This is a genomic window from Pseudomonas sp. SK2 (assembly GCF_016772395.1).
GTDB lineage: Bacteria > Pseudomonadota > Gammaproteobacteria > Pseudomonadales > Pseudomonadaceae > Aquipseudomonas > Aquipseudomonas taiwanensis.
Map to the genome: position 1 here is coordinate 202,922 of NZ_CP061944.1, position 11,547 is coordinate 214,468.

Here is an 11,547-nt window from a genome sequence, read left to right on the forward strand (position 1 = left end):
CTCCATGAGCTGCCTGGGCAGCGAGGTACAGGGTGAATACGCATTTTGCGGACTGTGGCCGGGTACGACAATCCCGCGGCGAGGGGACAGATTGTCCCATCATGGAAGACAATCAATGCCCGCCAAACTGCGCCCGATACTGCGCCGGCGTCATGCCGATTCGCTCGCAAAATACTTTGCGCATGTGCCGGTCGCTGCTGAATCCGCATTGTGCCGCCACGACTTTCAATGGCAGGTCGCTCTCTTCCAGCAGCTTGCGCGCCCGGTCTATACGGGCATTCTGCAGGTACTGCATGGGTGTGATGCCGACTTCGCGCTGGAAAGCACGGGCGAAGTTGCGGCTGCTCATGGCCACCCGCTCAGCCATTTTCTGCACCGTGAAGGGTTGCTCGATATGGTCGACGATGTAGGCCTGAGCGCGGGCGATGGGGGTGTCGTCCCGAGGTACAGCTGCCAACAGCGGCCCATACGGCGTCTGCCCGCCTTGGCGATGGCGGGCTACCAGCAACACCTTCGCCACCTCCAGGGCAAGCGACTTACCGTGGTCTTCCGCCACCACGGCCAATGCCAGGTCGATACCCGCGGTGATGCCGCCGGAAGTGATCAAATTGCGGTCGATGACGTAGATCTGCTCGGTTTCCACTTTCGCTTCAGGAAAGGCCCGGGCCAGGCGCTCTACGTAGTTCCAGTGAGTCGTGCATCGATAACCGTCCAGCAACCCGGCACGCCCCAGCAGGAAGACGCCCGTGCAGATGGCACCGAACCGTCTGGCGCTACGCGCCGCCTGGGGTAACCAGCGCTCGAGTGCGGGCAAGGCGACATCGTAGGCCCCCGGTCCACCCGGCACCAGCAGCAGGTCGACCGCCTCGGGCAAGTCTTCGAGGGGCGCATCGGCCAGGGCCTTCAACCCACAGGATCCGCGAATCGCGGCGTGCCCTTCGGCCACCGTGATCAAGCGATAGTGTCGATCCTCCGGTAAGAACCGGTTGGCGATGGCAAAGGCATCCAGCGGGCCGGTGACATCCAGCAACAGCACATCATTGAACAACACCATGGCCACGGTGCGGTGAGCACGATTTTCCTGCATGCCTTTCTCGCCTTGATACGGGCCCGTTCAGGGGCCGACTACTGAACACGAAACTCATCTTAGGTTATCGGTCTGGCAGGGAGGGCCAGTAGTGCAGGTTTAAGAACTATTAAGGTTCGGCTCAGGACTTTGTCATGCTCCGGGCGCGAGACTTTCTCCATTGAACAGGAGAGTCGCCATGCACCCGGACCCTTGCCCTCCCGGCGCCCTGACCCCCGCCCGCCTGCATCAGGCCAAGGAGCTGATGCTGCGCAGCTCGTTGTCGATCATCGAGATTGCCGGGGTGTGCAACCTCACCCGCAGTCACTTCTCGCGCGCCTTCAAGGTCACCACGGGTCTCTCGCCCCAGGCATGGCGTTTGCTGGCGCGGATGGAAAAGGCCAAGCGCCTGCTGGCCACCGAGGCGCCGATCACCCATGTGAGCCTGGAGTGCGGTTTTTGCGATCAGGCCCACTTCACCCGTGCATTCAGCCGTCTGGTCGGACAACCGCCCAAAGCCTGGCGTCAGGCAGCCAAGGCCGAGCCCCTCGGCGCACATCCTTAAGCCGAAAGTATCCGTCGGTATAGCCACATAGGGACAGTACCGGCCCCGTTCACCCAACCCAAGGAGTCACACTCATGAGCCAACCAGACTACAAGCGCCTGAACAAAGACGACGCAGTCGTACTGCTGGTCGACCACCAGACCGGCCTGATCTCGCTGGTGCAGGATTTTTCCCCCAACGAGTTCAAGAACAATGTGCTGGCCCTGGGCGATCTGGCCAAGTTCTTCGGCTTGCCAACCATCCTCACCACCAGCTTCGAGCAAGGCCCTAACGGCCCGCTGGTGCCAGAGCTCAAGGAAATGTTCCCGGATGCTCCCTACATCGCACGTCCGGGGCAGATCAATGCCTGGGACAACGAAGACTTCGTCAAGGCGATCAAGGCGACCGGCCGCAAGCAACTGATCATCGCGGGTGTAGTGACTGACGTCTGCGTGGCGTTCCCGACCCTGTCGGCGCTGGCCGAGGGCTTCGAGGTGTTCGTGGTGACCGACGCCTCGGGCACCTTCAACGAAACCGTGCAGCAGGCGGCTTGGGTACGCATGACCGAGGCGGGCGCGCAGATGATGAACTGGTTCTCGGTGGCCTGTGAGCTGCACCGTGACTGGCGCAACGATATCGAAGGCCTGGGTAACCTGCTGTCGCAGCGTATTCCCAACTACCGCAACCTGATGAACAGCTATGCGGCCCTGAGCGCCCGCTGACCTTGACCAGTCGCCGGCTAGCCGGTGGCTACGCGAGGGGAGGCTGGATCGGTACGCTGAATCTGATCCGGCATCCCCCCAGCTCCGACACCAAAGCTTGCAAGCGCCCACCGTGGGCCTGCACCACTGAATTGCAGATCGCCAGCCCCATGCCCAATCCACCCGACTTGGACGTGTAGAAAGCCCCGAACACACGCTCCCGTTCTTCTGGCGCTATGCCTGGGCCGTTGTCATCCACGCAGATTTCCACCGTATCGCCCACCACTGTCGAGACAATGCGTAGCACGCCGTCACTGCGGTAACCCGCCAGGGCTTCCAGGGCATTGGTGATCAGGTTGTACACCAATTGTTGCAACTGCACCGGATCTGCCATGACGCTCACTGCCGCGTGCAATTGGGTACTCACCTGCACCCCACACTTGAGGGCATCGGCGGAGGTCAGGCGGACCACTTCAACGACTAGCTCATCGAGATTCATGGCCTTGCGCTGCATCGGTGACTGTTTGGCCAACGAGCGCAACGCCTGGACGATGTTCGCGGCCCGCTCGCTGTCAGCACGGATGTCTTCCAGGCCGGCGATGGCTTCGGCCAGGTCAGGCTCACCGCGCTTGAGCCAACGAAGGCTGGCCGCGGCGTTGGAGGCTATGCCCAGCAGCGGTTGGCTGATTTCGTGGGCAATGGACGCCGACAGTTCGTTCATCACCTGCAGGTGCGCGCTGCGGGCCAGTTCGGCGCGCGACCGACGCAGTTCGGCTTCCATCTGGGCGCGGGCCTGATTGTCCTCGGCCAGGCGTGTATAGAACTTGGCGGTCTGCAGCGACACCGCCGCCTGTGAGGCGAGGATTTCCAGCATGGCCAGACGCTGGCTGCCGAACAGGTTGGGCACCAGACGGTTTTCCAGGTAGACCAGGCCGATCAGCACGCCCTGGATCACCAGGGGCAGGCACAGCACGGATCGCGCGCCGCGGGCCTGAAGCTCCGGGCGAAAGGCTTCCGGGCAATCGTTCGCTGCGTCGTTGAGCGTCAAGGGCTTCTTGGTACGCATGGTGGCATTGATGATCGACAGTGGCGCCTGGGTCCTGAACGTCTGGCAGTCATCCAGCCGGACATGCAGGCCCGCGTCGTCGATATAGGACAGTGCTGCCATCTGGAACTCGGCACCGCTGACGATCAGCAGGGCACCATGGTCGGCACCGGAATGCTGGGTCAGGTGGCCCATCAGGGTTTCGATCAGCCCTTCGAGCAGCACTTCTTCGGACAGCGCTCGCGCGGCTTCGATGCCCACTTCCAGGTCCAGCCGGGCCTGGCTGGAGGCGCGGTAGGTTTCCTGCACCGGTTGAGTTCGCAGGAATGGGTGCAAGGTCTCCAACTGGCGGACCTTGCCTGTCGCACCCCAAATGTGGAAGCAGTCGCGTGCAAGTCGCAGGTGCAGGTTGGCACCGGAGATCAGGCCGCTGGGGATGCACACTTCGGCCAACTGTTCGTGGGCGAGCGCCTGTTCGTGAATGAAGCCGGCGGCAGTGGCGGCGATCTGGGCCTGGTCGAAGCAGCGTATGGCTGCCAGGCCGTCACCGTTAAGCTTGGCGATGACGCCTTCGATCAACAACAGCTTGTTACGGAACGTGATGGGGTTGAACTCGGCCCATTGCGCGAAGCGCTCGCGCAGTTCGCCCAAGGTCTTGCGTTTCATCTCGGGTGTGCCAGGCGCTTCTGGGCTGCCCAGCGCCAGACCGCGAAACAGCTGGTAGTCGGCCAGGTTGATATGCGCCGGGGCAGCCCAGGCATGTGTTCCGGCTTCGTCCAGGCTTACGATCGCCTGGCGTATATCGCCCAGGTAGAACGCGGACATACCGTTGAACAGCGCCTGGAAGAACCGCGTCGTTCTGGAGGTGCCGAGTTCGTGCGTGAGGGTCGCTGTCGTGCCTGACGTCAAGCCACTGCGGCAAGGTTCGGCAGTGCTCATGTTGGCAACGAAGTGTTGTTGCGCCAGGAGGATGCGTTCGATATCCCGATAGCCGTAACGGCGCACGGTGTCGAGGCCCTGTTCTACCTCGGCAGCGACTGTTTGCAGATGGTGGCCCATGAACAGCGAATCCGACACCAGGTGGTTGCAGGCATAGCAGGCCATGGCCAGGTCGCCGCTCAGGCGCGCCGAATCGATGGCTTCGAGTGCGGTGCGTCGGGCGAACTCCATCGGGGCGGTCCAGGCACTGACTTGGTCCAGCGCGAGCAGGGCGCTGGTCAGGTCGGCCTCGAACCCCTGTCGCTCGATCAACTTGAGCGCGGCCAGGCAGTAGGCGTGCCCATCATGATAGGCGGCGAAGCGTTCGGCATTCATGACCCCGAACCAGGCCAGCCCATAAGTGCTGCCAGGGGCCACGCCATATGCCAGGGTCAGCTCCATGATCTTGGCCAGGTGCAGGCAGCACAGGTCATCCTCCACGAAGAACGACGAAGAGAGCGTCGCCAGCAGTTCTATCGCGACGATCGCGTGCTCGGCTTCGGCCTTGGGCAGCGATTCGAGGCAGTGGCGACCTTGCTGCTCGATCAGGCCGCGTATCCGTGCATATTCGCTCTCGACCATGTGCCTATCGTTGCCGCGTGCCAGCGAGATACCCAGCAGACCAAGGCCTGTCAGGGCTGCATCGATGGCGGTTTCATAGTCGGAACGCAAAGTGTGCAACCGTGCCTCCAGCCGGCAGGCGCGGGCGTGCAGCAGGGGTGTGCTGGCGCGTTGTCGGCATTGGGCGATGTGTGCTTCGGCTTCGGGCATGCGCGACATCAGCATGTCGCACTCCGCCGCCAGGGCGGCGAAGGTGAAGGCCTTGGCCCTGTACGTTGCTGATTCGCAGCCTTGCCTCAGCAGGGCTTCACCGGCTGCCAGGTAGCTGGCGGCTTGCGCGTATGAGGCGTCATCGCGGGCCCGAAGCGCGGCGTCCTCCAGCATCGTCAGGAACGTTGAGTATTCATCTGCTTCGAAGGCCTGCAGGCTGGCGCGTTGCACCTGGTTGGCGATATCGAGCACGGCATTGGGCAGGTCGTCCTGCCAAACCTCACGCATGGCCTTGGCGATACGTGCATGTTGCGCAGCTCGTTCGCACTCTGGGGTCAGTTCGTAGGCAGCTTGCATGACCCGGTCATGGGCGAAGCACAGGCCTTTCTGGCTGGGCAGCAGAAAGCCCGCGTCGACCAGTGCCTTTAGCCGTTCACCGAGACGGGGTACGCCGCAAGGCAGCGTCTTTTCAAGCAAGCGCTCGTCGCAACGGCCGCCTGCAGCACTGGCAAGGCGCAGCACATCGCGTTGGGCAACCGGCAGGCGTGTCAGGCGATCGACCATCAGGTCGGCGACGTTGTCGGCGTAGCGATGCTGCGACACGGCCTGTAAGGACCACGTCCAGCGCATGGTCTGGGTGTCGAAGGTGAGCAGGCCATCTTCGACCATGACCTGCAGGATCTGGTTGATGAAAAACGGGTTGCCGGCGGTCTTGGCGTGCACCAGTCGTGCGACCTGTATCGCCTCTTCGGGCGGCACATGGTAGCGCTCGCCGATCAGATCCGACACCGCCGCAACGGAGATCGGGCGTAGCTCGATGGTCGTGATGCGCACTTCCTCGGGGCGAGTCGGTAGGGCATGGGCGGGTGCTGGATCGTTGCGCCGGGCGAGGATCAACAACAGGCTGTCGGGCGGCTGCGCGAGCAGTTCTGCTAAAAGGTGCAGGGTTGCGCTATCGGCCCACTGCGCATCATCGAAAAACAGCACCAAAGGCTGGCCGGGCCGGCTGAACACCCCTAGAAACTCGACCACCGCCCGCAGCTCTTTCTGCATCGCAAGGCGGGTGGGTTTTTCCGGCAATTCCGCCATGGGCCCGATGATCAATTGCAGGTCAGGGGCGAGCTTGCCCAGCAGCCGTCCGCGTCCCTTGAGGCGACGCAGGATCTTGTGTCGCAAGGAAGCCAGGTCTTCGCTGTTCTTGGCCAGCAGCTGCGTGGCCAACGAACCCAGTATGTCCAGCCACGGCGCATAAGGCGCGCCTTGCTCCAGGCAGGTGCACTTGCCAGATGCCCAATACCCCTCGGCGTAAGTCTTCAGTGCGGCTTGGACCAGGCTGGACTTGCCCATGCCGGTGGCACCGTTGACGAACAGCACTTGGGGCTTGCTGTCCCGGCGCAGGGCCCTGAACAGTAGGCCGATGGTTTTCAGCTCGGCCGTGCGTCCATGAAGTCGCTCGCGGGTGGGTGATATCGGTTCGGCGCAGCCAGGCGTGAAGTGATCGAGGGGCTCTTTGGCTGGGTAATGTCGGCGGCAATGGGCAAGGTCGATCGCCAGCGCCCGTGCACTCTGGTAGCGGGCATCGGGTTCCTTGGCCAGCGCCTTGTTCAGCACTTGGCTAAGTGCCCGTGGCACCTTGGCGTCGACTTCGCAGGCCGTTCTGGGCTGCACGCCAGCATGCAGTTGGCGCCAGTGCGACATGTCACGGCCTAGCAGAGGCAGTTCGCCCAGCAGCAGCTGGTAGAGGATTGCGCCCAAGGCATAGATGTCGCTGCGCCGGTCGCTGACGCTGCCATGGGGGCAGACCTGCTCTGGGGCGAGGTAAGCCCAACTGCCTACCGGTGTCTGCTGTTCGCCGACCAGCTCCGGTGGATCGGCATGGAAGCCGCCGATCTTCACGCCCAGGTCGTGCTGGACGAACACATGCTGAGGTTGCAGGGCACCGTGCAGCACGTTGCGCTCGTGGGCCTGAGCCAAGGCCGTGGCGGCGTTGGTCGCCACGTCGAGGAACGTCGATAGCGTGATCGGGCCAAGCTCCGCAAGGTCATTGATCGAGCGACCTGCCGGATAGATCAGCAACGGGCCTTCTGCGGAGCGGACGAAGGCTGAGGGAAGTACAGCCCATTGCGGGTCCAGCTGAAGGCGGTAGTTGCGTTCGAGGCGCCGGCAGGCGGCAGGGGCTGCGAGGGCCGCGCGAATCGCTACCCAGGCCTGCCCCGTCGCACTGTCGCGCAGACGGAAGTAGGTCAGGTCGCCTTCCTGCCCCAAAGGCGTGATGTCGCAGCGGCCCAGCCAGCCGTCGTCGATCGACTGGTCATAATCGATGGGCCTGTAGGCAAGGCGTTCATCGAGCATAAAGCACCCCTGCTAGCGACATCCAAGGGCGCGAGTATACGCAGCGCGAATGCCCCGCACGCTCTGGCTGGCCGGTTTGGCAGGATCGGGAACCATCTTGACCGTAATCGGCCCCAGGGTGGCGGCGCTGGCTTGTATAGTCCAAAGGCCAACCTATCCCTCGGGATAATTGTATGAATGTGGATGCTGGCCTAGATTGCACGGGGCTGCGCAACCGCCCGGACTCGCGAGATTCGAAAAGATCATGATCCGTATAGGCAATGCCCAGGTGTCGCTGGAGCGGCGGGAAGTGTTTCTGGACGGCAAACCGCTGCCCTTGGGTGGGCGTGCGTTCGAGGTGCTGGCGACGCTGATCCGGGCCAACGGCCGGGTGGTGTGCAAGGACGAGCTGTTCAGCCAGGTCTGGGCCGGCACAGTGGTGGAAGACAACAACCTGCAGGTGCAGATTTCGCTGCTGCGCAAAGCCTTTGGTGACCGGGGCCTGATCCAGACCGTTCCCCGCAGGGGTTACCGGCTGGCGGCGCAAGTGTCCAGCGATGTGGCTGCGTTGGCGCCAGGCAGATCGCCGCTTTCAGCCACTGCTGGGCCGCCGCAGGACGACATCGAAGCCGTGATGGTGCTGGTGGTCGATGACGACCCGTCGGTACGCACGGCCCTGGGCCGGCTGTTCCGTGCCGAGAATATTCCTCATCGGTTGTACGCCTCGGCGGAGGAACTGCTCGAACAACCCTGCGACACACCCTACGCCTGCCTGTTGCTGGACATGAACCTGCCGGCTGCCAGCGGCCTGGACGTGCAGCAGGCGCTGCGCAGGCTCGATGTTCCCTGGCCGGTCGTGTTCATGACCGGTTACGGCACCATCCCTATGACCGTTCAGGCCATGCGTGCGGGTGCTGTTGAATTTCTCACCAAGCCGTTCGATGAGTACGAGCTGCTGACGCTGCTGGGGTCAGTACGTGCGCGCGCCTTGGCGCAGGGGCGCAAATGGTGGGATACGCGTCAGGTCCGGGAAAAGTACCGGCGCCTGACCCAGCGCGAGCGGCAAGTGTTCTCGCTGGTGGTAGGGGGGCTGACGCACAAACAGATCGCCAAGACCATCGGTACCAGTGAAGTGACGACCAAGGTTCACAAGAAGAACATCATGAACAAGATGCAGTCGCGCTCGCTGGTCGAGCTGGTCGCCATGCACCATGTCATCGATGCCGGCCCCCGCCTTGAAGACCAGGGCGTTGCATGAGTGCAACGGTATGCATCGTCGATGACGATGCTTTCGTGCGCAGAAGCCTGGCCAACCTGTTGCGTTCGGCCGGCTTCGACACCTTGCTGTTCGGGTCGGGTGCGCAGCTGCTGGCTTCGCCCCAGGCGCGTGGGGCGGGGTGTGCCTTGCTGGACTTGAGAATGCCTGGACTGACAGGTTTGCAGGTCCAGGGCGAGCTGGCCCGGTTGGGTTGGCAGCTGCCCGTGATCTGCATGTCGGCGCATTGGGATGATGCGGCCTTGGAAGCTTCCCAGCGCAATGGCGCGGTAGCCTGCCTGGGCAAACCGTTCAATGAAGACGTACTGCTGAAGGCGGTCGAGGCTGCGTTGGCCTTGAACGTGCGTTGAACGTTCACGAGCCAGGCCGCCCAAGCGGCCTGTCCGTGCGCGTCGCCTCAATTCTGGTTGGCCAGGTTGGTGTTGGGTTGGCTGTAGCTCAAGGAGCGGACTTGGCCATTGCTGTCGCGGTAGGTCAGGGTGGCGGTAGTGGTGTGGCCTTGAGCGTTGGCTGGCGTTTGCACGGCGATCACCTGGGCAATATCCAGCGCCATGCCGTAATGGTAGGGCGTGGCTTCGACGGACTGGGCGAAAGCGCCGGTGCTGGTGACCAAGGCGAAGGTGGCGGCGGTGAGTGCTTTGCTGAGGGTCATGATCGTTCTCCAGGTTCAGTGAGGTGGGTGACGACTGCTTGCTGTCTGGAGTTAATATTGCGCTCAATTAATTAGCGCGCAAAATAAAATACCACTATGGCCTGCATTGACTTCGCCCATCGGCGAATCTGCACACGTCGATGAGTCAGGTGCCAGGGCGATACTGGAGGGCTTCGGCCAAATGAGCCCTGGCTATCGAGTCGGTTCTGTCCAGGTCAGCCAGCGTCCGCGCGACCTTGAGTAGGCGGTGCGCAGCCCGTAGCGACAGGGTCAGCCGTTCGCAGGCGCTTTCCAGCCAGGCCTGGTCAGCTGCAGTGAGCTCGCAGTGACGGCGCAAGCCATCGAGGTCGAGGAAGGCATTCGCGCAGCCCTGGCGGCGCTGCTGCCGTTCGCGGGCCTCAGCCACGACACGGGCGACCTTGGCGCTGGTGTCGCCACAGGGGTGGTTGTCGAGTGTGGTGGCTTCGCGCGCCACAGTCAGGTGCAGGTCGATGCGGTCGAGCAACGGGCCTGACAGTTTGTTGCGGTAGCGCTGGATCTGCTCTGTGCTGCAGCGGCAGCGGCCTGAGGGATCGCCGAGGTAGCCACAAGGGCAGGGGTTCATCGCCGCTACCAGTTGGAAACGGGCAGGGAAGCGCACTTTGTCCTTGGCACGGGCGATGACGATCTCGCCGGACTCCAAGGGTTCACGCAGAACCTCAAGCACCCGTCGCTCGAACTCTGGCAACTCATCGAGAAACAACACACCATGGTGCGCCAGCGTGATTTCGCCGGGTTGCGGCCGGCTACCGCCGCCTACCAGCGCAGGCCCGGATGCTGAGTGATGGGGGTGGCGGAACGGACGCTGCGGCCAGCTTTTCAGGGGCGTGTGCCCACTGATCGACTGGATAGCCGCGACCTCCAGGGCTTCGTGCTCGTCCAGCGGCGGCAGCAGCCCTGGCAAGCGACTGGCCAGCAAAGTCTTGCCGGTACCGGGTGGCCCGGTGAACAGCAGGTTGTGCGCGCCAGCGGCTGCCAGCAGCAGTGCCCGTTTGGCCGCGACCTGGCCTTGTACTTCGCTCAAGTCGGGGTAGGGCCGACTTTGCAGCAGCAGGCCATTGGCGGCATATGGCGGCAACACCACCTGGCCGTTGAGGTGGGCGACCAACTCTAGAAGGTGCCCCACTGCGTAGACCACCAGGCCACCCGCCAGACTGGCTTCTTCAGCGTTTTCCTGCGGGACCACCAAGGCCCGACCTGCTTCGCGCGCTGCCAGGGCGGCCGGCAGTATCCCCTGCACAGGCCGTAATTTGCCGGACAACGCCAGCTCACCCAGGCACTCGATGTCGTTCAAGGCGTGCACCGGTACCTGGCCGTTGGCGGCGAGTATCCCCAAGGCGATGGCCAGGTCATAACGGCCGCCATCCTTGGGCAGATCGGCTGGGGCAAGGTTCTGGGTGATACGCCTGGCGGGATAGTCCAGGCCGGAATTGACGATGGCGCTGCGTACTCGATCCTTGCTCTCCTTGACCGTGGTTTCGGGTAAGCCGACCAGAGTGAGATTGGGCAGGCCGTTGGCCAGATGCGTTTCGACACTGACGGCAGGTGCCTGCACGCCCACCTGGGCGCGACTGTGGACGAGGGCTAGGGACATGGACGCTCCGTTGTCGTTTAAGGCGCCGCATCCTGCGGCATCTGCCAAGCATAGTGAGCCGGCGCAGGAGAGGCGGCAGAAGAGTGCGTCGAGGTTTTGCAGGGTGGCCGAGCACCTGCCGGGCCACGATAGGTTGCCTGTGCCGTCGTGGCATTCGGCAGGCACAGCAATGTGCTCGAAGGAAAATCGGAATGAACCCTCACAGCTGGCCGGGACTCAATCGAATACATGCCAGCAGGAGAGTGCTTATGGAAATCGGAACGATCTGGATCATTGTCGCGGCCTTGGTCATCATCCTTGAGATCTTTGCCATCTGGCACATCATCGGCAGCGACCGGCGCGCAGAGCGCAAGATGCTGTGGATCGTGTTCGTGGTCTATGCACCGTTCCCAGGGTTGCTTTTCTGGGCCTGGCGGGGGCCGCGGGCGGTGAAGGGCAGGGCGGTGCTGCAGGAGAAATGATTGAGCGACCAGGATGAAATCCCTTGACCCGGTAGCGCAACGCCATGAGCAAGGCTCAGCAGGCTCTCTCTTAGGGCTCGCTATGCTCA

General features: G+C 63.0%; 9 protein-coding genes. 5 read left to right on the forward strand and 4 right to left on the reverse strand.

The genetic code is table 11. The features are described from left to right. Positions 1-112: 112 nt before the first annotated feature. Positions 113-1,087, reverse strand: a complete 975-nt coding sequence (locus tag IF103_RS00860) for a GlxA family transcriptional regulator (protein ID WP_104882309.1) — start codon at positions 1,085-1,087, stop codon at positions 113-115. Between the two features lie 178 nt (positions 1,088-1,265). Between IF103_RS00860 and IF103_RS00865 the strand changes: the two genes are divergently transcribed. Together IF103_RS00865 and ycaC are read left to right on the forward strand one after the other, a co-directional pair. Next, a complete protein-coding gene (locus tag IF103_RS00865) occupies positions 1,266-1,631 on the forward strand; it encodes a helix-turn-helix domain-containing protein (RefSeq protein ID WP_023378092.1) in 366 nt (121 codons plus the stop codon). A 74-nt stretch (positions 1,632-1,705) separates the two neighbouring features. After that, positions 1,706-2,332, forward strand: a complete 627-nt coding sequence (gene ycaC / locus IF103_RS00870) for an isochorismate family cysteine hydrolase YcaC (protein WP_023378093.1) — start codon at positions 1,706-1,708, stop codon at positions 2,330-2,332. A 28-nt stretch (positions 2,333-2,360) separates the two neighbouring features. Here ycaC and IF103_RS00875 read toward each other — a convergent pair whose 3' ends face one another. Continuing rightward, positions 2,361-7,457, reverse strand: coding sequence for a trifunctional serine/threonine-protein kinase/ATP-binding protein/sensor histidine kinase (locus IF103_RS00875; RefSeq protein WP_202675802.1), 5,097 nt, complete (start codon positions 7,455-7,457; stop codon positions 2,361-2,363). A gap of 244 nt (positions 7,458-7,701) precedes the next feature. On the opposite strand from IF103_RS00875, the gene IF103_RS00880 reads away from it, so the two are divergent. Further along, positions 7,702-8,694, forward strand: a complete 993-nt coding sequence (locus IF103_RS00880; protein WP_023378095.1) for a response regulator — start codon at positions 7,702-7,704, stop codon at positions 8,692-8,694. Then, a complete protein-coding gene (locus IF103_RS00885; protein WP_023378096.1) occupies positions 8,691-9,062 on the forward strand; it encodes a response regulator transcription factor in 372 nt (123 codons plus the stop codon). Before IF103_RS00880 ends, IF103_RS00885 begins: the two co-directional genes overlap by 4 nt. A 47-nt stretch (positions 9,063-9,109) precedes the next feature. Here IF103_RS00885 and IF103_RS00890 read toward each other — a convergent pair whose 3' ends face one another. Together IF103_RS00890 and IF103_RS00895 are read right to left on the reverse strand one after the other, a co-directional pair. Further along, positions 9,110-9,364, reverse strand: a complete 255-nt coding sequence (locus tag IF103_RS00890; RefSeq protein WP_023378097.1) for a DUF2790 domain-containing protein — start codon at positions 9,362-9,364, stop codon at positions 9,110-9,112. Between the two features lie 145 nt (positions 9,365-9,509). Further along, positions 9,510-10,997 carry a YifB family Mg chelatase-like AAA ATPase gene (locus IF103_RS00895; protein ID WP_023378099.1) on the reverse strand — a complete coding sequence of 496 codons (1,488 nt, stop codon included), beginning with the start codon at positions 10,995-10,997 and terminating at the stop codon, positions 9,510-9,512. A 248-nt stretch (positions 10,998-11,245) separates the two neighbouring features. On the opposite strand from IF103_RS00895, the gene IF103_RS00900 reads away from it, so the two are divergent. Beyond that, entirely contained in the window at positions 11,246-11,458 is a 213-nt protein-coding gene (locus tag IF103_RS00900; protein ID WP_023378100.1) for a PLDc N-terminal domain-containing protein, read from the forward strand. Positions 11,459-11,547 lie beyond the last annotated feature (89 nt).

Coding starts and splice junctions, on each gene's coding strand:
- ycaC (WP_023378093.1), top strand. CDS start 1,706: ATGAGCCAACCAGACTACAAGCGCCTGAACAAAGACGACGCAGTCGTA.
- IF103_RS00885 (WP_023378096.1), top strand. CDS start 8,691: ATGAGTGCAACGGTATGCATCGTCGATGACGATGCTTTCGTGCGCAGA.
- IF103_RS00900 (WP_023378100.1), top strand. CDS start 11,246: ATGGAAATCGGAACGATCTGGATCATTGTCGCGGCCTTGGTCATCATC.
- IF103_RS00875 (WP_202675802.1), bottom strand. CDS start 7,457: ATGCTCGATGAACGCCTTGCCTACAGGCCCATCGATTATGACCAGTCG.
- IF103_RS00865 (WP_023378092.1), top strand. CDS start 1,266: ATGCACCCGGACCCTTGCCCTCCCGGCGCCCTGACCCCCGCCCGCCTG.
- IF103_RS00895 (WP_023378099.1), bottom strand. CDS start 10,997: ATGTCCCTAGCCCTCGTCCACAGTCGCGCCCAGGTGGGCGTGCAGGCA.
- IF103_RS00890 (WP_023378097.1), bottom strand. CDS start 9,364: ATGACCCTCAGCAAAGCACTCACCGCCGCCACCTTCGCCTTGGTCACC.
- IF103_RS00880 (WP_023378095.1), top strand. CDS start 7,702: ATGATCCGTATAGGCAATGCCCAGGTGTCGCTGGAGCGGCGGGAAGTG.
- IF103_RS00860 (WP_104882309.1), bottom strand. CDS start 1,087: ATGCAGGAAAATCGTGCTCACCGCACCGTGGCCATGGTGTTGTTCAAT.